Annotated in this window: 16 protein-coding genes; 6 read left to right on the plus strand and 10 right to left on the minus strand. The window is 47.6% G+C overall.

Translation table 11 applies throughout. The annotated features are described in order from the left end of the window. Positions 1-73 precede the first annotated feature (73 nt). The 8 genes from HP548_RS09800 to HP548_RS09835 form a co-directional block, all read right to left on the minus strand. Positions 74-1,366, minus strand: a complete 1,293-nt coding sequence (locus tag HP548_RS09800; RefSeq protein ID WP_076289742.1) for an ABC transporter substrate-binding protein — start codon at positions 1,364-1,366, stop codon at positions 74-76. A 366-nt stretch (positions 1,367-1,732) separates the two neighbouring features. Then, positions 1,733-3,499: a cache domain-containing sensor histidine kinase gene (locus tag HP548_RS09805; protein WP_076289469.1), complete on the minus strand. Its 1,767-nt coding sequence runs from the start codon at positions 3,497-3,499 to the stop codon at positions 1,733-1,735. 19 nt (positions 3,500-3,518) lie between these two features. Beyond that, entirely contained in the window at positions 3,519-5,066 is a 1,548-nt protein-coding gene (locus HP548_RS09810; RefSeq protein ID WP_175381547.1) for a response regulator transcription factor, read from the minus strand. 282 nt (positions 5,067-5,348) lie between these two features. Further along, positions 5,349-8,432, minus strand: a complete 3,084-nt coding sequence (locus HP548_RS09815; protein ID WP_175381548.1) for a X2-like carbohydrate binding domain-containing protein — start codon at positions 8,430-8,432, stop codon at positions 5,349-5,351. Positions 8,433-8,795: 363 nt separating this feature from the next. Beyond that, positions 8,796-9,698, minus strand: coding sequence for an SMP-30/gluconolactonase/LRE family protein (locus HP548_RS09820; protein ID WP_175381549.1), 903 nt, complete (start codon positions 9,696-9,698; stop codon positions 8,796-8,798). Positions 9,699-9,713: 15 nt separating this feature from the next. Next, positions 9,714-10,376, minus strand: coding sequence for an SGNH/GDSL hydrolase family protein (locus HP548_RS09825; protein ID WP_090895847.1), 663 nt, complete (start codon positions 10,374-10,376; stop codon positions 9,714-9,716). 99 nt (positions 10,377-10,475) lie between these two features. Then, positions 10,476-11,264, minus strand: coding sequence for an alpha/beta hydrolase (locus HP548_RS09830; RefSeq protein WP_099853383.1), 789 nt, complete (start codon positions 11,262-11,264; stop codon positions 10,476-10,478). A 200-nt stretch (positions 11,265-11,464) separates the two neighbouring features. Next, positions 11,465-12,298 (minus strand): AraC family transcriptional regulator, encoded by an 834-nt coding sequence (locus tag HP548_RS09835; RefSeq protein ID WP_099853385.1) that lies wholly within the window; start codon positions 12,296-12,298, stop codon positions 11,465-11,467. A 133-nt stretch (positions 12,299-12,431) separates the two neighbouring features. Between HP548_RS09835 and HP548_RS09840 the strand changes: the two genes are divergently transcribed. The 3 genes from HP548_RS09840 to HP548_RS09850 all read left to right on the plus strand — a co-directional run bounded on the left by HP548_RS09840 (position 12,432) and on the right by HP548_RS09850 (position 16,549). Continuing rightward, entirely contained in the window at positions 12,432-14,459 is a 2,028-nt protein-coding gene (locus tag HP548_RS09840) for a beta-galactosidase (RefSeq protein ID WP_175381550.1), read from the plus strand. 413 nt (positions 14,460-14,872) lie between these two features. Beyond that, positions 14,873-15,844, plus strand: coding sequence for a helix-turn-helix transcriptional regulator (locus tag HP548_RS09845; protein ID WP_175381551.1), 972 nt, complete (start codon positions 14,873-14,875; stop codon positions 15,842-15,844). 18 nt (positions 15,845-15,862) lie between these two features. Then, a complete protein-coding gene (locus HP548_RS09850; RefSeq protein ID WP_246318012.1) occupies positions 15,863-16,549 on the plus strand; it encodes an AlkZ-related protein in 687 nt (228 codons plus the stop codon). Between the two features lie 110 nt (positions 16,550-16,659). On the opposite strand, the gene HP548_RS09855 is transcribed toward HP548_RS09850, so the two are convergent. Together HP548_RS09855 and HP548_RS09860 are read right to left on the minus strand one after the other, a co-directional pair. Beyond that, the gene (locus HP548_RS09855) at positions 16,660-18,174 is read right to left on the minus strand and encodes a UxaA family hydrolase (protein ID WP_175381552.1); all 1,515 of its coding nucleotides are present in this window, start codon (positions 18,172-18,174) and stop codon (positions 16,660-16,662) included. Next, positions 18,174-19,688 (minus strand): tagaturonate reductase, encoded by a 1,515-nt coding sequence (locus HP548_RS09860; RefSeq protein ID WP_175381553.1) that lies wholly within the window; start codon positions 19,686-19,688, stop codon positions 18,174-18,176. Before HP548_RS09860 ends, HP548_RS09855 begins: the two co-directional genes overlap by 1 nt. A gap of 201 nt (positions 19,689-19,889) precedes the next feature. Here HP548_RS09860 and HP548_RS09865 point away from each other — a divergent pair, with 201 nt between their 5' ends. The 3 genes from HP548_RS09865 (at position 19,890) to HP548_RS09875 (ending at position 23,591) form a co-directional block, all read left to right on the plus strand. Further along, entirely contained in the window at positions 19,890-20,771 is an 882-nt protein-coding gene (locus HP548_RS09865) for an AraC family transcriptional regulator (protein ID WP_175381554.1), read from the plus strand. 136 nt (positions 20,772-20,907) lie between these two features. Further along, the gene (locus HP548_RS09870; protein ID WP_175381555.1) at positions 20,908-22,896 is read left to right on the plus strand and encodes a GTP-binding protein; all 1,989 of its coding nucleotides are present in this window, start codon (positions 20,908-20,910) and stop codon (positions 22,894-22,896) included. 17 nt (positions 22,897-22,913) lie between these two features. Further along, complete coding sequence (locus HP548_RS09875) at positions 22,914-23,591, plus strand: tetratricopeptide repeat protein (RefSeq protein WP_175381556.1); 678 nt, start codon at positions 22,914-22,916, stop codon at positions 23,589-23,591. The last annotated feature ends 82 nt before the right edge of the window (positions 23,592-23,673 follow it).

Raw genomic sequence — 23,673 nt, forward strand, 5'->3', positions numbered from 1 at the left:
CGGCTGTTGCTTGTGCCAGACAGTGGAACGGCTCCGATGCTTCCTTGGGTTCTATAAGTTACCGTGGATCATCTTAGTTTAATTGTGCTTCAGCTTGTTTCTGTGCATCAGCCAGAACGTCATCAATCGCTTTGCCGTTCAGGAAGTTTTGCATTTCAACAACCAGAATGTCCTCGATGGCATATGTGTTGATACCGTAGTTTACGCTAGGGATTTCTTGCGTCCATTTTGCAAAATCAGCAAACACTTTTTGTCCACCGAAGAACTCGTCGGCTTTATCAAACGCTTCACCTTCTGCTGCCGGTTTGTATGTGCCGATCGCACCAATGTTGTTCAGCAAATCTTGATACAATTGTTTGTCAGAACCGAATGTTTTACCCATGAAATCAGCAGCTTGGTCTGCACCAGCAACATTATTCATGACGTACCAAGAGCTACCACCCAAGTTGGATGCGTGTACAGAATTCGATTGTCCAGCCATTTTAGGAAGCGGAGCTACCGCCCATTTGCCGGATTGGGATGCTTCTTGACGAACAGATGGTGTAATCCAGTTTCCTGTAGGAATGGTAGCCACATCACCATTGTTGAATGCTGCCACGAATTGGCTCCAGTCGGAGTTCAACTTCACGACATTTGCATCCATCATTGCTTTATAAGTTACAAATGCTTCTTTCAGTGCTGCATTGCCAGCCAGATCAGGTGTTTTGCCATCTTCTTTGGAATACCATGAACCTGCGGATTGGATCATCATCCGGATCAGACCCAAGTCGTTAGGATCAAGTGTGATCAGATCTTTGCCTGTTTTGGCTTTCACATCTTTACCGATTTTGATGTAATCATCCCATGTGATGTCCTGAAGGTCAGCTGCTTTATAGCCTGCTTGCTCCAGCAGATCTGTTCTGTAATAGAGACCTGTTACACCAGAGTCAAACGGAACACCGAACTGTTTGCCATCAAAAGCAGTTGGTCCCAGTTTGTACTCCGCGAAATCGGAAGCTTTAATGGTAGAAGACATATCTTTAAACGCATCAGGGTAAGCGTTCAGGAAACTTTGCGCACGGTAATCTTCAATCAGAACGATGTTCGGAAGGCCGCTGCTTGTTCCTGAGTTCAAACCTGTGTTCAGCTTTTGGATAATGTCAGCTTGAGCATATTCAATGATGTTGATTTTCAGATCAGGGTTTTGTTTCTGATAAGCTTCTTTTGCTGTTTCTAACGCAGCGACGTTAAACGCCTTATCCCAAGCCCAAATCGTAATTTCATTGGAGGTTTTTTCACCCTCACTTGCCGTGTTCCCTCCACCACCGGAAGAACATGCCGACAACAGCAGGACAGTAACGAGCATAAGTACCCACATTTTTTTCAAAAGATTCAACTCCCCTTCGACCTCTTTATGTGTAATTTGTTTGCGTTTTCTGAAAGCGGTTGCTTTCGATATAGTCATCTTATCATTCCCAAATCTTCATTCGTTAGTAATAATTTTGTGTGGATTTGTCATCTTATTGCCACAATGAAAACCTTTACAGAAACCGCTTGCATTAAATTTGTTTTTTTGTAATTTCTTTTGATTTTGTATTTTTTTGATCTGAATATTTTACAAGTCTGGCTGAATTCTTACGTTCTGAGCACCAAAAAGGCCTTCCCGTGTTGTCATCGACAACCTAGGAAGACCTTCTATTAAAGCCATCTTTTCATAAAAATAACGAGCTTGCTTTCAATCCAATCCTATTGCTCAGCTTGTAATCAACGGGAGTGTAACAGTAACTCTTGTCCCCTCTCCCGGTTTGCTCATTATGGTTACACCATAAGGTGCTCCATACAAAAGCTCTATGCGATCATGTACATTCCGAATACCGATGCCACTAAACAATTGCCGATTATTCTTCGGATTAGGTAGCGACTCCCCCATGGAGAATCCTTCGATCCCGTCCCCATTATCCATAATCTCGCATATCAATGACTCTCCGGCTCTGGAGACCATTACATGAATGGTGCCAGTTTCCTTGGAAATGAATCCATGGAAGAAAGCATTCTCGATAAAAGGCTGAATCACCAGTTTGGGCACATGATAATGCGTACAATCCGGAGCTACGTAGAAGGCTGCTTTAATACGCCCTCCGTATCGGACATGATTAATGAATACATAGTTCTTCAGGTTTTCGACCTCTTGCTCCACCGTTATCGTCTCACTCACGTTACTAATCGTATTTTGCAATAAGGAAATCAGCGCATTAATGGTTTCGGCAGCCCTATCCTTGTTGCCTTGCTGAACCAGGACTTTCACGGAAGCCAGGGTATTGTACAGGAAATGAGGATTAATCTGGCTTTGCAGCGCCGCCAGCTCGGCATTTCGTTGCTCCCGCTGTGTAAGTACTAGCTGATCCACATAGTCATGAAGTTCGTCCAGCATGTAGTTATAGGCGTGACCTAACTGTCGACTCTCATAACTCCCACTGACTGGAATATAGTTGTCCAGATCACTTTTGGTTATATTGGACATCTGCTTCACAAGTCGGCGCAGCGACTTGGTGATCTGATTCGTAATAAGGAACACAAGTATGAGCGCTCCGGCTACAATGGCTGCGCAGATCAGGGCAATCGTCTTCATGTCAATCAGCTGCCCCATCGCGAGATCCTTATCGACGACGTTTACGATATAAAACCGATAAAAGGGCAAGTACTCGGACAGCACCACACTGTCCTGATCCATGACCCGTGCATTTACACCTTTTACACTTTCGTTGTTCATTTCTCTGGCATAGGTCAGCAATTCGAGTTGAGTGGTACCGATCCATTCTTCACGATTGGACGATACAATCTCACCTGCATCATTCAGAATAACCACATCATTGCCTCTGCTCGTGAAGCTGCTGTAGAACTGACGAAATGCGTTCTCTCTCATGGTGACATACAACGTACCATAGAGTCGGTTTTGGGCACGATCCGTCAATGCCTTGGTCGCTGAGATCATCTGCTGGGCAGTCTCATCATTCGTCTGATAATCGTCAAAAATGATGCGATTCGGACTGGCCGCTGCTTCCAGCGTAATCGGTTGTTCTTTCAATTCATCCGCTGATAAACGAAGATGAGACCGATCGGTGGAATACGTACGCCCATTAATACCGCTAATCGTTATACCGACTTCATAGGACTCTGTAATCGATTGAATCCGATCCATCGTTTCCCTCATATTGTAGTAGGATTTTGCCATCGTGAGGGAGTCCCCCTCCCCCTCAGACAGATAACCACGAATTGCCCCGCTTTGGCTAACATTATTGGATACAGCAGCAATCGCATCGTTAAAAGATTCAAAGTTCGTTTTGATCTGGCTAAGTACCTTGGAGTTCGTAATACTGAACGTCTCGGTAAACAGCTTGGTCGACATATGAATCGATGTCCATAGGATGAGCACGGAGACAAGAATGATGCTAACGAACATAACGAGGAACAGTTTAGGGAAAAGTCCTAGCCTTGAAAATGCATTCATCCATTTCTTCATTTAGTTCTTCCTTCTGACGTTATGCCCAGAATTTTCGTCGGTATCGGCTCGGTGACAGTCCGGTAAATTTTTTGAACACCTTGCAAAAGTAACTGTGATCGGAATACCCCACCATACTGCTAATTTCGGAGATGGTGACATCGTCCGAGCGCAGAAGTTCCTCTGCCTTTTCAATCCGAATTTTATTCAAATATTCATTAAAGCCTTCTTTTTTGTGTGAAGAGAAATAACTGGACAAGTACGATGGATTAAAATGAAAATGCTTGGCTACTTCGGCAAGTCCGAGCGGCTGATCAAAGTGCTGATGCATATATTCCAGTAGCATTTTCATATTCGGATCACTTCGTTTTGCGCCCTCTCCAGTCGTGCACTCCTGTACCTCAGCCATAAACTGATCAAGTACGTTCATCGCTTCAGTCAGACTTGAAGCACCATCCACATGTTTGAAATAGGCATACTTGCTCTCTTCCAACGCAGCAGATTGCACATCCATATCCGCCAACGTAATGGTTACGTTAAAAATCAGATTGCCCAGAAAGGACTTAATTTCAAACACATCCGCAATATAATCCCGTCCCAACGTAAGGGCATGCTCCTGCAAATATTCTCTTGCCGCTTCGGTTCGACTTCGCTTCACATGCTGCAAAAACATGTTCACATTAAACTGATACCCGGCAGGGTGAAGAGGTGGAAGTTCGCCATACACCAGAATAGATCGGTCCTCATAATAAAAGCGATACTCCATTAGCTTGATCAGACGTGTTCGATATACGTCCCCCATCTCTTCAAATGAAGAGAAACTGTCGCTCAGCACCCAGCAAGGTCCGTCCTGCCCATCCTTATTCTGGCTCGCCAACTCCTTAATTCGCTGCACCATCCATTCATCCTTCGCAAGCTCAACATTAAGAAGCACCACTGGCGACGTGCCTTCGGCCGGAACGATTGCGCACTCCACATCAGGGAGCAGGTCTCGTAACCTGGACTCCAACTGCTCGTTATCCAGCTTGTGCACATGTACTTGCGTATCCTGCGGCTTATATACGAGTAGACGGAAACATCGGTGAGGAAACGTCTCCCTTATCATATGCATCTCGTTTTCTTCATCCAACGTAAAACCGGACAGCATCTTCTCCATCAGTTGTCCGAGCTTCCACCCATCATGTGAAGGCTCAAACTGCAATTCGGGAATTTTGCCAGCCGTACGCTGAAGTACTTGTAATAATTCATTGGTATCCAGTTTAGGTTTCAAAATATAGTCTGCTGCTCCATTTTGGAGCGTTGAACGTACATATTCAAATTCACTGAAGCTGCTAAGTACGATAACCTCAATCTGCGGGTGACTGGCTTTTAACGTCCGGACAAACGTTTCCCCATCCATCACAGGCATCACGATGTCCGTAATGACAATATCCGGCTGTAACGATTGTACCTGTGCAAGCCCTTCTTCCCCGTTGGAAGCTTCACCTACAATCTGAAAACCTTCAGCTTCCCAGTTCATATGGTGCTTAATGCCTTGCCTTACAAGAAACTCATCGTCAACAATCAGCACCTTACACAACCGGTTCATGACCCTTGACCCCCTTGTCTAATCTCTCTTCTATGTCTGTGCAGGTTACACCATCATAAATCGAATAGAATGGCCTCCCCGTGTTAGCGGTTACATTAATTTAAAAGTTTTGTACTTCTTTTTATATCTCAAAACGAACGTTTAAGCAATGGAAACTCTCTTTAGTGTACACTATATTTCGACAAAATAAGAAGCCCCGGTCCGCCATGAATCATTTTCGGCGAGCCAGGACTTTTTATCAATGTCCGTTTAGATTAACTCCAACTTAACTTAAGTTCAGGTCTAAGGTTCGATCCCCCATTGAAGACTTCCGGCAATATATCCCGTTACCTTGTTCCAGTCAGTATAGGCTGTGTGACTTGGAGCAAACGAATAATCATCCGTCTGAGTGTAGTTGGTCCAGTCTGTTTTGGAGAACCGTGCCTGAATTTCAGTACTTTGCCCCGCTGCCAATGAACCCGCAGAAGTTTTGAAGCCAATCTCCAGCACGGAATCTGCTCCGGTTACTGGGGTCGGCAGCGCACTAAACATGCCTGTAACATTGTCGTTTCCAGCTGTTGCCCAGTCACAGAAAAAGTTTTGGGCTTGAGCTCCATTGATCGTATAATAGTAACGAATTTTGACATCGGAAAGATTAATGGCCGAAGTGCCTGTATTCGTTAATTTGATCTTGGGATTAATGGAGTTACCCGTTGCTGAAGTCGTTCCATTAAACATCTCAATTCGAATAGCTCCCGCAGGTACAGCCGTTGTGTCCTTAATATTCAGATTTAGGATCGCATCATTGCCTGCACTGAAATGAAAGGTTAACGCTGCGCTTCCCTTGGACAACGAAGCCAAATAGTTTTTACTCAACACAACCTGATTGCCCGATAATGTGTAATCCGTACCTGAAACCAGCGTTGTATTGCCATTACGTATTGCACTAAGCGTATTTCCGTTCAGTGTCAGCGTTACAGGAATATCTACCTGATTGCCTGTATTCTTGTCAAATTCCGCATTCACTGGTGTGATGGCCGAACTGGTCACCGGAGTCTCGCCTCCACCTTCTCCACCACCATTGTTCCCACCAATGCGGTCAGCATATAAAATGCCTCGTCCATTTGTACCCAGATACACTCTTCCATATAGACGTGGATCACCTGTAATCGTGGTCACACGTGCATATTGATGCTGATTATCGTTAATCCGTACCCAATTCGCCCCACCGTCATCGGAACGGAAAAATCCACGTGTTCCGTCGATCTTTGCAATCGTGTACAGCGCGACCACATTCTTCCCAGGTGCCGCTTTACCAAAACCGATGCTGTCCGCTTCCTCCACATTTGCAAGCTTGGTAAAGGTCGCTCCTGAATCGGTGGAATGCCATAGACCATATGGCCCTTCTTCTTCACTGCCACCTGCAAACCAAAGTTCGCCTTCCGTACCTGGAACAGCGTCCAGATCTGCATTTCCTTCTACCGGAAGCCCGGTAGCCGCAGATGCAGTAAAGGAGGCACCACCATTGGTGCTCACATAGACTTTACCGGCAGCAAATCCATAAAATTTGTTCGGGTTTACGCGGTCAGAGATCACTTTTGCCTGTGCAGGTATACCTGAACTCGCTGTCCATGAGTTGCCGCCAGTAGAATAATGCACTCCCTTGTCTGACGTGCTCCATACAAGTCGGTTACCATTTGCAGAGATAGCTACGGTTCCTCCTCCGGTTGTACCGGCAGGCTCTGCGTTCGCCTTATACCACGTGGTCCCACCATCGCTGGATAAACCAATAGATTTTGCGTTCGGATCAGCACTGTAGTCTGCTTTCCCTACGCGAACCATGGTGTTGGGACTTAATTCTGCAAAATCCAGACTTTCCGTAGAAGAGTAGTTGGGACTGGTAAACATCGTAGCTGGTGCCTGATCCAGATCGTTATGACGGAATCCCGAGACATCCCCTACCCCACTTAACAAATGTGCTCCGCTTGGCGGGCTGATCAGATCCAGAACTGCGATCTCCTCGACCCCTTTGGCCATTACTGAAATATTGATTTTGTTCCCGTCATCCCAGTCTGTCAGATTTTTCGTTCCGTAGATGGTCGCACCTGTTCCATACATCATGCGGTCAGAGTCAAACGGGTCAATCTCCAGATCGCCAATCATCCAGCCCAGCTTTGGAGAAACTTCAGGCGGTGCAGGATTCGTCCCAAAGGTCAACCAAGGAGCGGCCGAAATATCCTGTGTATAGCGCATTTTACGGTTTGGATATCCTTCAAATTCCCAAATGCGGGTCCAAGTAGCTCCACTGTCCGTACTGCGGAACAGATTGGCATCAGGCCACCAGGAGTTGAGGGTTGCCACCATCAGTGTACCAGGATGCTGAGCATCTACAGCCAGTCCGCCGTATCCAAAGTAATTGTCCGTGCTGCTGCTTGGTACTGGACTAATGTTGGTCCATACTCCTGTAGTTGTATTTAATTTCCAGAGATCTCCCTTTTCCCCATCATAAGGGCCCGCACCATCGCTGTAAGAGATATAAAGATTTCCATTGGCATCCAGTTCTCCGTGATGAGGCAAATACCCTGTAGGCTGTCCAGCAACAGCAGTCCACGTTGCGCCTCCATTCGTACTGCGGTATATACTTTGATTTTTGTCGGCTACCCCGACATAGATGGTCTGTGTTGCCTGTCCAGCAGAACCTGTTGATTTGTCAAATGTGATCCAAGAAAGACCCACGATGTCACTCGTATACTCATAAGACGGATCTTCCACATACGTACCCGGATTCGGGAAGCTCGTTACTTTGTTCCACGTTACGCCGTAATCCGTACTTTTCCAGAGTCCGTTGCCACTGCGTGCACCAAAATACAAAATGCTATTTTTATTCGGATCAACGGTTAGGCGTTCCCCCATGGAACGTCCCGGCATGTTACCTCCGACTTTGAACGGAAGAGTTGTTGTCTGCCAAGTATCACCGCGATCCGTAGAGCGCAGGAGGGAACCGTTGTTTTTGTCCCAAGAATTCGTGTACGTGCCGACAGCCATATACACTCGATTGGGGTCAACCGGGTCTGTTGCCAGCGCATCGACTCCGTTTTTGTTCCAGTCATCCCAGCCGACAAAATCGGTGAGTGGAATCCAACTCTCATTCGCAGGATTCCAGCGATAGGCTCCCCCAATATCCGTCCGGGCATAGATCAAATCTTTCTCTGACTCATTGAAAATAATCCCCGGTACAAAACCTCCACCTGCCCCGGTCACGACATTTTTCCACTGGTATGGATCACTAGGTGCCGCATGTGTTGTTCCTGCGAGTACTCCCAACGAAACTGCTGCAACAGCAACCGTGAGGCTCATCACCCGCAGCTTTCCCAAAAACGTTTTCATAATTACTTAGCCTCCTCTTCAATATGTTCATCGCATCCGGTAAACCCCGCTGTGTCATCATGTTGATGAGTGCAGTGTCAGACATTTAATGCATTGGATCAGACAACCAGCCCCACCTCCTCTCCAATTTTATAAAACGCTTTCATAAATCAAATTACGATTACCATCCATTGGATTATACTTGCAATAAATAACATTCGATGGCAATTAAAAATCCCCTTCTGCTCCAATTTATTTTTTGTGATTTTTTCTGCGTATCGCTTTTAAAAATATAAAAAAAGGATGCTGTTTAAAACAGCATCCTTCTTCATTGATAAATATTTTATAGACGAAGAACAACGTTCTAGTAACACGGTCCTTCTCTCATTTCGTATCCGACTTTGCTGCTCCCCCGCCAAATGCGTAGGTTTTCTGCCCTTTCACACCCGGTCTGACTACAAATAGAGATCCAGCATTCGGCGTCTCTGTCAGCCGCTCTTCTCGAATACCAATGCGAGCAGTCGTAATATATAAGTCCTCCAATTCAGGTCCTCCGAAACAGCAGGATGTCACCTGATCTGCAGGTACCACAATCTGTTGCATCAGCTCTGCTGTATGCGGATTCCAACGAGTGACTCTTCCTCCGCCCCAGTGGGCAACCCACAGCATTCCCTCACTGTCTACAGTCATTCCATCCGGATAGCCAAATTCTTCCGGTATAGCAATTACACTTGTCCGGTTCGTTATCTCTCCAGCAGCCAAATCAAAATCAAAACGGTCAATGGATCGTGTCGGCGTATCAATGTAATACATATTTTGTTGATCCGGGCTCCAGCCCAAACCATTGGATGTGGATACATCCCTGAACAACGTTCGAACAGGCTTCTGTCCTTCCTCCAGACAATAAAATGCCCCCGCCTTGCTTTCATTGTTCATACTCATCGTCCCTGCCCAGAAGCGTCCAAGAGCGTCACACTTCCCGTCATTGAAACGGTTGTTGTCCTTGCCTTTCTCCGGATCTTCAATCGGCTGTAACTCTCCCGTGAGCAAGTTATAGGTGTGGAAGCCACTTCGCAAAGCAACGACAACCTCATCATCATGGTATGGCACAACCGCACCTACATGCTCGCCAACATCATAAGTCCGATCCTCTCCTGTAGCCGGAACGTATACATGGATCTTATAGCTTTCAATATCCACCCATAATAATCGATTGTGTTCAGTATCCCAGCTTGGACCTTCGCCCAGCAGTGCCGGGGTATGTACTGCAATGTTCAAATCGCTCATGCCATCACGTCCTTTTTAAGATTTGACGCCGCCTGACCATTCGAAACCAATAGCATCCAAGAACGCTTTGGAAAGCACCATATGGCCTGTTGCATCGGGATGAACCCGATCGTAAGTCAGCACAGACGTATAGAAATGATCCCAGAATGGAGTAAATGCAGCCTGTGTATCCACGAAAATGGCGTCATATTCAGCGGCTACTCTACGAACAGCCTCACCGTATATATCCATCGTAGCCCGCATCGGATCTTCCGGATTGGCTTCCAAATAATAAGGAGACATCAGAACAAGTCCTTTCAACCCAGGACGAACAGAAGCAACCAGATCTCGTAGTGTGGATTCATACTCTTCCAGAAAAACTTGCGAGTCTGTGGATAACGGATTGTCAAATTGACGCCATACATCATTGATCCCGATCATGATTGTTAGCCAATCTGGTTTGAGATCTAGCACATCTCGGTCCCAGCGCTGCTTCAAATCACGGATCGTATTCCCACTATTACCCACATTCTGAATCCGTAACATCAATTCCGGGTAGATGGAACGCAGCAAGGCATACACTTGCGCCACATAGCCATGCCCCAGTCCAGAACTACCTTCACCAACAGGATGTTCACGGCCACAATCCGTGATTGAATCTCCGATAAAAAGCAGCTTATCATTCTTTTGCAATTTCATTATCGTTTTCTCCTTCGCTCTCATAAGCGTTAAAATATGTGAGTTCACTCGTATTCATATTTCATATTCAGGAAAGACATAGATCAGCCAGGTGCCGGGTTACCACCCTTGATTCTTAAGCCAGGTCAGGCACAGATCAGACCAGGCCCGAACGGCATGGTCATCCTCTGCCAATCCCAAACCATGTGAACCTTTTTCAAATACATGCAAGTCATAAGGAATGCCGTGTGCACCCAGGGCAAGCGCGTAACGCAAACTGTTCTCTACAGGGACCGCCTGATCATCACTCGTATGCCAGATGAATGCTTCAGGAGCGTCGGCTCTCACCTGCTGCTCCGCACTGAAAGCCTTGATCTGTTCAGCAGACACATCTGGCCCAAGCAGATTTTCACGAGAACCGGCATGTCCATAGGAGTCCATCGTAATTACCGGATAACAAAGAATAACCCGATCCGGACGCGAACTCTCCCGTTCAATAGGGTCTTCATGATCTGGTTGGCCCTCGTCATACAAGGTTCCCAACGTGGCTGTAAGATGACCGCCCGCCGAGAAACCAAGCACGGCAATTTTGGAAGGCTGAATGCCATATTGCTCGGCATGAGCCCGTACATAACGGATCGCACGCTGACCATCTGTCATGGGTGCCGGATGCTGGTGAGGCGCCACACGGTATTTCAGCACAAATGCGCTAATTCCCGCACGGTTCAGCAATTCAGCGATTGGAGCTCCTTCATGATCGGCCAAAAATCCATAGCCTCCACCCGGACAGATAATGACAGCGCTCTCGGAACCAGGCTGAATAAATGGAATCAGATGGGGCATTTCATCCTCATGACCCTTGGCCGCATAAGGTGCTGCATGGTCCCACAATGGTATAGTTGATGTCACTTCAATCATCCTCTCTAAGTTGAACGGATACGTTGATCCGTATAGTCATTTTCCAATCTAAGGAATCGATATCATCATAACGGGTAGCACCCTTGCGCATCAATACCTTCCTGGCATCACTTTTTGTTCAATTTGTAACAGGTTACACGGAATCCTCATGCTTGAACAGTGTTTTATAGCACATTTGTACCTCAGACGGATTAATATAACGTTCGATACTGCTCCGGAGTTACGCCTTCAATCCGCCGAAATGTAGCCACAAAATGACTCGCATCCCGAAAACCAACCTTCGCTGCCGTTTCCTTGACGGTCAGTTTGCTGTCCCCTGTCATCCATTCTTTCGATTTGCGAATACGGAGGAGAATGAAATAACTGTAGGCGGTCATACCAAAAGATTGTTTAAAAAGAGTATTCAGATGCCTGGGCGTAATGCCGGGTATGGCGGCCATCTGTTCAAGACCGATTTCGGGATCGGCATAGTGTTCATTCATAAACGAAATTAACGGAGCCAGCCGTTCCACGGCATGGGAAATTGAAGAACGACTGCCCGTCATGCCATGTTTTTTGAGCAAAATCAGAAATCGATACATGTCCGCTGACGCTTCCAACCCGGATAAATCCTGGTCACTGCTGATGGAACCCAGCACTTCCCTGCCATAGTATTCAAGCGGGCTCTGTGAATCCCACTGGTGAAGGGCTGCCTCCCCCAAACCAAGCGACTCTGTAATGGCCGGGCACTGGCCGCCACCAAATGTAATGTAAAGTGTCTCCCATTCTCCTTGCGAGCGTACATACTCGTGCGGCTCATTCGGCGGTAGCAAAATGCCGGAAGTCTCTCCCAGCAGTACAGTGGAACCTGCAAACTTGAACTCTCCAGCTCCCTTCACCGTCTGAAGCCAGTGATAACAAGGATATCCGGCAGGTCTGTACACATTCTCCTGATTGCCGTTATACCCTATACTTTCGATGTAGAGCGGAAGCGGCTGATCGCGTGGGGTCATAAAATAGCGCCGATGATCGGGTGTGATGAGCATAGGGATTCTCTCCTTTGAACAAAAACCAAAATTACAGTTCCATATTCTTATATGTTTCATTACTTTTCTTATATTTTAAAAGTCATATCCATCATATAGTATAGATTTATTCTTATACAAGAGGTGAACACATTTGATTAGCAGCAAGTTACCCAAAATGTTCTACGGCGGCGACTATAACCCTGAACAATGGGATCATGAGACACATCTTGAAGATCTGCGCATGTTCCAATTGGCAGGTATTGATATTGCGACCATCAACGTATTTTCATGGGCACTGATTCAGCCTGATGAAGTTACTTATAATTTTGAAGGACTTGACCAGTTAATTAACAGTCTCTATGAAAGCGGTGTTTACATTTGTCTCGCGACAAGCACTGCTGCCCATCCAGCATGGATGGCGAAGAAATACCCGGATGTACTGCGTGTGGATGCCGATGGACGCAAACGCAAATTCGGTGGACGGCATAACTCCTGTCCGAATAGCCCAACCTACCGCAAATACTCCGAGAAAATTGCAGACAAGCTGGCGGAACGTTACAAGGATCACCCGGCTGTGCTTGTATGGCATATCTCCAACGAATATGGCGGCGACTGTTATTGTGATAACTGCGAGAAAGCGTTCCGCGTGTATCTCAAAGAACGTTATCAGACCCTGGAGCAGCTCAACAAGGCATGGAACACCAATTTCTGGGGGCACACATTCTACGATTGGGATGAGATTGTACTGCCAAGCAATCTGAGTGAGCACTGGGGAAACAACAATTCCACCTTCCAGGGCATCTCGCTTGATTACTCCCGCTTCAACTCCGACAGTATGCTTGATTGTTACCGTCTGGAATATGATGCGATCAAAAAACATATCCCGGATTCGGTCGTTACAACCAATCTGATGGGATTCTTCAAACAGCTGGATTATTTCAAATGGGCTAAATATATGGATATCGTCTCCTGGGACAGCTATCCGGGTCTTGCGACTCCGGTAAGTTTCACAGCTATGGCTCATGATCTGATGCGTGGATTGAAGGACGGACAGCCGTTCATGCTCATGGAGCAGACACCAAGCCAGCAAAACTGGCAGCCTTATAACTCATTGAAACGCCCAGGCGTTATGCGCCTGTGGAGCTACCAGTCCGTTGCTCATGGCGCGGATACGATCATGTTCTTCCAGCTCCGCCGTTCGGTTGGCGCCTGCGAGAAATATCACGGTGCAGTTATTGAACATGTCGGCCATGAACATACCCGTGTATTCCGTGAAGTCGCGGAGCTGGGCAAGGAATTGCAGTTGCTGGGAGACAAAACGCTGGATGCTACCGTGGATGCCAAAGTGGCGATTGTGTTTGACTGGGATAACTGGTGGGCAATCGAGAAATCCAGCGGGCCTACGGTTGCACTGAACTATGTAGATCAAATTCACAAATACTACGCTGCCTTCTTCCGCCGCAACATTCAGGTGGACATCGTTAGTGTGGATACCGATATCAGCAAATACGACATCGTGCTCGCTCCGGTACTCTATATGGTTAAACCAGGCTTTGCGGCCAAGCTGGAGAAGTTTGTTGAAGCAGGCGGTACATTCCTGACAACCTTCTTCAGTGGTATCGTCAATGAGAGTGACATCGTAACAACCGGTGGTTATCCTGGCGAACTTCGCAAACTGCTCGGTATCTGGGTCGAAGAAATTGATGCACTGCTGCCTGAGCAAAGAAACCGTATTGTCATGAAAGAGGCTTATGGGGATCTTGAAGGAGAATTTGGTTGCGGCATGTTGTGTGACTTGCTGCACAGTGAAGGTGCAGATATCATTGCCGAGTACGGGGACGATTTCTACAAAGGCATGCCTGCGGTAACCCGTAACACCTTTGGTCAAGGTGAAGCCTGGTATGTAGCTTCCGATCCGGAAGATCGATTCCTGGACGGCTTGCTGGGACAACTGGCTGCAAACAAAAATATTGCTTCTCTTCTGGATACTCCAGAAGGTGTTGAAGTGACTGCTCGTACCAAGGATGGACAACAGTACCTGTTTGTCATGAATCACAATGCTACCACTCAATCCTATGATTTGGGCAAAGCTAAGGCTCATGATTTGCTCACAGATCGGTCACTTTCAGGTACGATCGAGATTGAAGGACGTGGTGTGCAGCTGCTTGAAATGAAATAATATTCGAAAATTAATGATACAACATGTTACATGGAAATCGCACCGATCACTATCCGTGGCTTAAAAACGTGTCAATTGTTAAAATTTAAAGTATTATATGATTGAACTTGTTTCAATCTGCTACTTCCCGTATCCGTTTAGACCGGATACGGGTTTTTGTCATTATTTGTGAGGCTATCGGTTAGAAGGAAATACCGAGAAGCGAAGCGAATTGGACGAGACACACAATTTAACGACGCCCCGCCGGGAAAAGGAAGCGACCCTCCTAAAGTAGGCGCTGCACTGTAAAAAATAAATAATATAATGCTGCGAAATATTGGTGACAATCATGATGTCACTTATACACTGCTACAATGAGAGGAATACTCCAGCATCCTTTCCGGCGGCGCAACCCTCGAAACGGAGTGGCTGACATGAATAGAACAAATCGGCTTGCCGCCATCGTTATGGCATTGCAGCACGGTCACGAAACGGCACATTCACTTGCAGAAAAGTTTGAAGTTTCCCGCCGTACCATCCTGCGGGATATCCAATCTCTCTCAGAGATGAATGTCCCGATTATTGCTATCTCCGGTCCCGGAGGCGGCTTCAGACTTATGGAGGGGTATGTACTGCCCCCACTGCAATTAGACCCGGTTGAAGCAGCTACTCTCATCTTTGCTCTCGAAGGCCTAAGCCATTATGCAGATACCCCTTTTCAAGAGAAGCGCTGGACATTAATGGACAAAATCAAAAGCATTATTCCGGAGGATGTCAAAGCAAGGATGGACCCCATGCTCAAACAACTGCAGCATGATGTTCCCGAGCGAAACTACATCCTTCATCATCTGGAACCGCTTCTGGCTTGTATCCCGGAACAAGGGTGGCTGCGTATGTTGTACCGCTCTGCTTCCCGTCAACGCTGGCTAACAATCTGCCCCATTCGAGTCTATGCTTCAGCCGGTTTCTGGTATTGTGAAGCGTATTCGGAGGAGCACGGTGAACAGCGCCTGTTCAGGGCAGACCGCATTCTGGACGTTACGCCAGTTGAGCTGCTTGAATCACAACAGCTGGCAGAAAAGGCAAAGCGACAGCGCAGCAAACCGAAATCTCCCGATCCTTCTCCGACCCGTGTTACCGCACGTCTGAGTTACAGCGGAATGATCGAGGCAGAACAGGACAAGCATATTGGAGAACGGATGACCGAGATTGCTCCGGATGTCTGGGAACTGTCCTTTCTTTGCCCTCCTGGTGAGTGGGCCTGGGCTGTACGATTCTTTTATCGACTTGGACGTGAAGCAGAAGTACTTGAACCCGAGAACCTCCGCTGCGATATTCGCAAACATGCCGAGGAAGTCTACCAGAAGTATCTTACTTCCAACAATAATCGTTGTAACACACGCTAAAAAGGAGCCTGCCAAATCATGATGAATGAGCATGAATCGATCGTTACTTACGAAGAAGCTGTGCAGCGAATAGAGGCTGTGGGACTGCTCCCACTCGCCCCTTTATTTCCTGAATACCCTTCATTGTCCTCTATAACGCCTCAAGAAAACTGGCACAAGGATAACGAGCTTGATCCTTGGTTGTGGCGTTCACGTCTGGCTGAGGAAGGGATCGCTGCCTACGGCAAATTTCTCAAAAAGAAAGCCGTTCTTGTCTCACGCGAATACTTCCCATGGGTGCACCGTCTGCTAGCGGACTCCAGAGTCATGGAAGAACAATATGACGCGGGTCTCCTCTCTCGAGAAGCATTCAAACTGTATGAGATAATCGAGAAGCAGGAGGGGATTGATGGACGGAAATTACGTTCACTGGCAGGTTTTGGAGCCAAAGAGGACAAAAAAGCATTTGATCAGGGGCTGCTGGACCTTCAAAGCATGTGTGCCATTGTCATCTGCGGCACCAAAGAAAAAGAAGGCCTCGCTGAAGGCAAGGTGGCTTGGAACAGCTCTGCTTATGAGACCTCAGGCTGCTGGATGAAGCGTCAAGGTATTGAACCGTTTGAGGGCAGCGTTGCAGATGCGAGCGAACTTCTGGTACAACAATTGGAGAAACACACTTCTGCTGCCGCACTGACCAAAATCAAAAAATCCTTTGCCATAAAGTGATTGAAACGCCCTTTGAACAACAAATCCCGGTAGCCGAAGAGGGCCACCGGGATTTATTGTATATAATTTTACCATACATGCAACAGATATAAAGCAACGAACGAATACAATTACAGGATGACTCCATCCTTGAATATCGCAATCTCCCGAAATCCATGCTGCTCGCTGAGTGTATGCGCCCGTCCTGAAGCAATATCGATCAGTTGGCTGAACAGATGCACTTTCACGTCCTCCATCGTCTTCCCTTCCAGCAGTTGACCCGCGTTAAAGTCGATCCAGTGCTTTTTCCGATTTGCGAGGTCAGATTGGGTTGCAATTTTGACGGTAGGTACCGGGCCTCCAAACGGCGTTCCGCGACCTGTCGTGAAAAGAACAATGTGCGCACCCGCAGCTGACAGTGCTGTAACAGACACGAGATCATTCCCCGGAGCTTCCACAATGTTCAGGCCGGTTTGAGTGACACGTTTGCCGTAACGAAGTACATCAACTAACGAAGAACGTCCTCCCTTTTGCGTACATCCCAAAGACTTTTCTTCCAGCGTGGTAATCCCGCCTGCTTTATTCCCTGGTGAAGGATTTTCATATATATTCTGACCGTGGTTCACAAAGTATTGTTTGAAACCGTTCACCAAGTCTACCAAATCATCAAATACCTGCTCATTGGCCGCCCGATTCATCAGAATGGTCTCTGCACCAAACATCTCGGGAACTTCGGTCAATATGGCCGTACCTCCGGCAGCAACCAGCATATCCGCAACGGAGCCTACGAGCGGGTTCGCCGTAATCCCGGACAGACCGTCCGAACCGCCGCACTTCAATCCAATTTTGAGCTTGCTCAAAGGTAGCGGCTGACGCTGTTCATGTTCGACGAGCTCCACGAGCTCTTCCATCAGACGCAGTCCTTCCTCAAGTTCATCATCTGTTTCCTGTGCTTTGAGAAAACGGACTTTCCCCTGATATTCCGGTGCGATACATTCGCGGAACTGGTCTACCTGATTATTTTCGCAACCCAGACCAATGACCAGCACGCCGCCAGCATTCGGGTGTTCCACCAGGGAAGCCAATACCTGCTGCGTATATTTCAGGTCATCTCCAAGCTGCGAGCAGCCGAACGGGTGTGGGAAATGATATACGCCATCCACCCTGCTGCCGAACTGAGACTGGCCCATCCGAGCCAAAGCCTCACACACTTTATTAATGCAGCCGACCGTATTTACAATCCAGATTTCATTACGAATACCTGCTTCACCGTTAGGGCGCAGATATCCATCAAATGAACGCAGATGTTCAGGAGGCATGTCCGTCTGGACAGGTGGTCCCGGCTGATACTGGTATTCAAGTAAACCGTGAAGTCCTGTTTTCAGATTGTGACTGTGAATCCAGCTACCCTGTTCGATCTGTTCCTTGGCTATCCCAATGGAAAAACCATATTTCATCACATCCTCACCCGGTGCGAGGGTATGCACAGCAATTTTATGGCCTTTGGGTACGTCTTCCCTTAATGTAAAAGCAGTGCTGTCTGGCAGGGTAATATGTTCCCCTTTTACATAATCCCGAAGAGCTATAATGACATCATCCTGCGGTTGAATCGCGATCCAGTCATTAACTGTACGTGTTGTGTTCATTAACTCTCACCTTCCAGCAAACCAATTTCGTGAACGAGTGCTTCGCGAAGCCCCTCTCGATCATCCAGATTCTCTCCCCAGATCGATACATCAGATAATACAGCAGCGACACTCTGGTCTAATTGCTGCTTATCCCGCTTCAAAGGATCATAACTATCCCAATGCTTGGCGAGTGCAGCCAGTACATCCGCATCATCCCGAAGCAGGACAGATTCACCATTCAGTCGCTGTGCCATATAACCATCCGGCGTGTTCACTGGACGATACAGACACAATAATCCCGCAAACCCCTTTACGAGCCGGTCAGGCCAGGTTCCCTGATTTTGCTCATAGGCCAAAAGTGTAGGCAGCACACGGACCTTGAACTTTCCTACTGTATTTAATGCAATATCCTGCAGCTTGTGATTAATATACGGATTGAGGAAACGTTCAAACACTTCCCCTGCGTACTGATCCAGATTATGATCCGGCATATCCAGTGCAGGCACGATCTCCTGATGTACCGCTTCTCTGACCCAAGAGCCAAACTCTGGGTCTTCCATCGTCTCTCTCACATATTCCTTGCCTTGCAGAATGCCGAGCGATGACATGAGAGTATGAGCACCATTCAGAATACGAACTTTGCGCAACTGAAAAGGTTTCAAATCCTTCACCCAATGTACGTTGAGCCCCGCCTGTTTCAGGGGGAGTTTCTTGTCTAGTACTTCATCTGCCTGAATGGCCCAGAAATGATATGGCTCAGCCGTATTGACCAGTCGATCCTCGTATCCCCAGCGATTGGTCAGGGAATCGGCTTCTTCCGTAGTCGGTGCACCCGTGACAATCCGGTCAACCAGATTGTTCAGGAACAAGTTATGGTTCTCAATCCATGAACGAAAGCCTTCAGAATAACCAAAATCCTCACTATGCCGCAGCACACAACTGCGCAGTACATCCCCGTTGCCCTCAAGCAACTCACACGGCAGGTGAATCAATCCTCGGGAAGGGTCCCCATCAAACCGCAGATAACGTTGATGCAAGAAGACTGTCAGTTTACCTGGAAATGATTGTACCGGCTCACCCTGCGTGTACTCTGAATACGTATATTTCAATCCCGATTCGGTTGTATTGGAGATGACAAACTCTAGGGAGGGCAATTCCGCTAGTTTCAGAAAATCCTGCCATTCTTCGTACGGATTAATACACTGTGAAAAAATCGAGATCATTTCTGTACGCTCCACTGCTTTTCCCTGTGACAGTCCCCGGGTAATCATCGTGTACAATCCATCCTGATCACGAATTTGTTCCAGCTTTGCCTTTCCCCCAGGTCGAGGTTGGGTCACGGCAACACTGCCATGGAATTTGCCTTGTCTGGCACTCTCATGAAGCATCCAGTCTACAAACCCACGCAAAAAGTTGCCTTCCCCAATCTGTAGTACCTTTACGGGACGTTCCATCACTTCTTTGCATTTGCGCTGGTTATCACTTCCAAGCAGATTCAGCTTTAGCCGTGGTATTTTCGTGCTCGCCGACATGAACACTCACCTCATCGTTTTATTTGTCAATATCAGATGTCCCGCTGCACAGAAACAGCTGCTTACACTTCCATTGAAAACGCTTTAAATTCATTGTATCATCAATAAAAGGAAATTTAATTGCTTATATTGCGGTAAATGTACTCTTTCATGATCAGATGTAACCACTTTTTTGTTAGCACTGTTTTGAAAGGAGATCGAATGGAACGTTCGCCCGTTCGTACAACCATTCAGGCGGAATCGGGGATTCCCTTTCGTCTGGTGTATGCAGATACCAAGTCCCCCCAGAACGAGTTGCCGGATCATCTTCATGACTGGCATGAAATTATTTATGTATATCGGGGTCAGGGCACCATTTTCATTGATACTGGTCTTGAAGACATGCAGGAGGGCGATTTGTTTATCATTCCTGGCAGCACGGTACACCGCGCATTACCGGATGCCGGGAATCCGGTGACTTCGTCGGCCCTGTTCTTCAGTCCAGGATTACTGGCCTCCACAGCGGGAGGCAGTGCGTCAGCCATGCTCTCTCTATTTGAACGCTGCCGCAAACGCAGAGTGTACAAGAGGCATCTAGAAGCCACGGAGCAAGCACAGGTGGCTGCATTAATTGACGACATTCATGCAGAATTCCAGTTAGAACATCACCTGAGTGCCCACGCCGCTCTGCTGCGGTTGCAGCTCTTACTTATATATCTGGAGCGATTGGAGGCAGTTGGTCCTGCAAGTCCTGCCAGAACTGTTCCTGGACCAAGCTGGCTCTCCTCTACACTGGCTCATATGGATGAAGAGCTGCGCAGTGGCCTTTCCTTGCCGGAACTGGCACGGCAAGCAGCCGTATCCCCGGCGCACTTCAGCCGTGCCTTCAAAAGGTATACCGGCATGACACTAACTGACTATGCATTGGCCCGCCGGGTCATTATGGCAAAAGAGCATCTGCTTCGAAGTGATGAGACGATGGCCGTTGTTGCCGATGCTTGCGGTTTTGAGAGCCTGCCCCATTTTTATAGACAATTCAAGAAACTGACGGGTACCACACCCGCTGCCTACCGTAAAACCATGAAGAATCAGGATCAAACGTGATTGTCACGACATCCTGAAATGTAGAGATTTGTCTGTGTGTAACATATTCTTCCATACGATTCGTGTGGTATGTTATAATACTGAATTACAATGTCGGAAACGATGCGTTTCTGCTGCCAGAGGAGCCTTACATCCCATGTTAAACGAATTGAATCGCAGAAATATCGGCATCTTCGCACACGTCGATGCAGGGAAAACAACAACGACAGAACATATGTTATTTCAAAGCGGTGTCGTACGCATTCCAGGTCGCGTAGATGACGGAACTACAGCCACAGACTCTCTGGATATTGAAAAGGAACGAGGCATTTCCGTGCAGGCAGCTATGACCTCTTTGATCTGGAAAGATACGATTATTGATCTGATTGATACGCCGGGACATATCGATTTCAGCTCTGAGGTAGAGCGAGCCCTGCGTGTTATGGACGGAGCCGTACTGATTGTGTCCGCCGTGGAAGGGGTCCAATCCCAAAGCGAGACCATCTGGCATGCTCTCCGCTCGCTTGGAATTCCTACCCTGATTTATATGAACAAAATGGATCGGGTTGGTGCCTCTGCTGAGACGGTTATTGATCAGATCCGCTCCAGCCTATCTCCTTTCGTATGCGAGGTCCAATCCTTTCGTATGAATGAAGATGTATTTGAGGGCATTGACTCCTTATGGAATGATAGCCAAACGCAAGTGAAGGGTTCTTCTTCATCTATCCCTGGCCTTTTTGAATTACTTGCCGAACTGGACGAAGATCTGATGGAAGCCTACATTAATGGTGAAACGCTACCTGCTGACCAGCTAGATGAAGCATTTCGCAAAAAGGTGCATCAGGGCGAAGTGTTCCCCATTTGTTATGGTGCTTCTGGCAAAGGGATCGGCGTAACCGAACTGTTGGATGCCATCATCGAATTTCTTCCTGCACCTGCACAGCCTCAAGAACCTTCAGTATCCGGGGTTGTATTCAAAATTGAACGGGATAAAACGATGGGCCGTACAGCCTATGTTCGCATGTATGGTGGCAGCGTGCATAATCGGGATACGATCTATAACTCCACTCGGAAGCTGGAAGAGAAAGTGACACAGATTCGCCGAATGGATGGTCGGAAATGGGCGGATACCGGTGCTGTTCATGCCGGACAGATCGCCGCACTGTACGGACTAAGCGAAACCCATGTTGGTGATATTATTGGCAGCCCCGAAGGTGTGCCTCCTGTACCCCAGCTGGCTGTTCCCTTGTTGACCGTGCAGGTCCATGGTAAAGACACAGCTCGTTATCCTGACCTTGTAGCGGCATTGCAAGAGCTGACGGATGAAGATCCTCTACTCGATTTGCAATGGTTGCCTGAAGAACGGGAACTGCATCTTAAAGTCATGGGAACCATTCAGCTTGAGATTCTGTCCAGCCTGTTGATGAGTCGTTTCGGACTGGATGTCGTATTTGACCCACCGTCCGTCATCTATAAGGAAACCCCTCGTTCTTCCGGGGAAGGATTCATCGCATATACGATGCCCAAGCCCTGCTGGGCCATTCTTCGATTCAGCATTGAGCCTTTGCCACGTGGCAGCGGTCTGATCTACTCATCCACTGTCCGGACGGATCATCTCCTGCTCCGTTATCAGAATGAAGTAGAACGCCGTATTCCCGAAGCGCTATCTCAGGGATTGTTGGGATGGGAAGTTACCGACCTGCGCATTACGCTAATCGAAGGAGAGCACCATGTCTGGCATACCCATCCCCTGGATTTTGTAGTAGCTACGCCAATGGGAATTATGGATGGGTTGGCAAACACAGGTACAACCCTGCTGGAACCCATCCTGAATTTCCGGTTAACGGTTCCGGAGGAGTACGGCGGCAAAGCGCTTAGTGATCTGGTACATATGCGAGCAACCTTTGAAGCGCCGATCATCGGAGGCGGACGATGCATCGTTGAAGGACGTATGCCTCTGGCAAGCTCCATGGATTATCCGGTGAAGCTGCGTTCAGAGACGAGCGGACGCGGTGTACTCACGACTTCTTTTGCCGGGTACCAGAATTGTCCTTCGGATCAGACCCATACGCGGAAGCGCAGAGGAGTTAACCCGCTGGACCAATCCAAATATATTTTAAGTGTTCGAAATGCGATTACATCATAAATGGAGTTGACTTTGTCGTGCTGATTAAATTTCTAATCTTTGGCCTGCTGTGGCGGATTGTAGGCAATCCATTCTTGGCGGTTATTATTTTCCTCATCATTCTGTATTTCCTGGATCGTCGCTATGTTGGGGTGATGCCAAGCTTCATGAAGCCACTTAAACGTATGCGTAACATCTCACGGCTCCGGCAGCAGCTTGCCATGAGTCCGAATGAAGTCTCTTCCAAGCTGGATCTGGCCCGTCTGTTGATTGAACGCAAACGTTATAGCGAAGCTCATTCCTTGTTGCTCGAACTGGAACGTCCCTACGAGCAATCAGCCGAATATTGGGAGGCGCTGGGCACAACTGAACTTCATCTGGGCCAAACGGAAGAAGGGGAGCGTCATATTTTACAGGCACTGGATATTAATCCAAGAGTGAAATATGGGCGTCCTTATCTGACACTTGCAGGTGCATTCAAGGATAGCCACCGGGACAAAGCGCTAGCATACGTTCAGCAATTCCAGGAGATTCATTCCTCATCCAGTGAAGCGTATTATCTGCTCGGCTCGGTGTACCGCTCCCTTGGACGTACCGCAGATGCCAAGCAAGCCTATGAGCAATCACTGAACGTGTATCGCTCCCTGCCAAAATATAAGAAGCGGCAGGAGCGTCGCTGGGCTGTACGCAGCTGGTTCCGCAAGCGTGGACTGTAAGGGTACTTGATTACGTTAGATTGGACATTGGATTCGACGTCGTGAATTTGCAATGTACGCATCCCTTCCATTCATTCGTGAT

Source organism: Paenibacillus taichungensis (assembly GCF_013359905.1).
Lineage (GTDB): Bacteria > Bacillota > Bacilli > Paenibacillales > Paenibacillaceae > Paenibacillus > Paenibacillus taichungensis.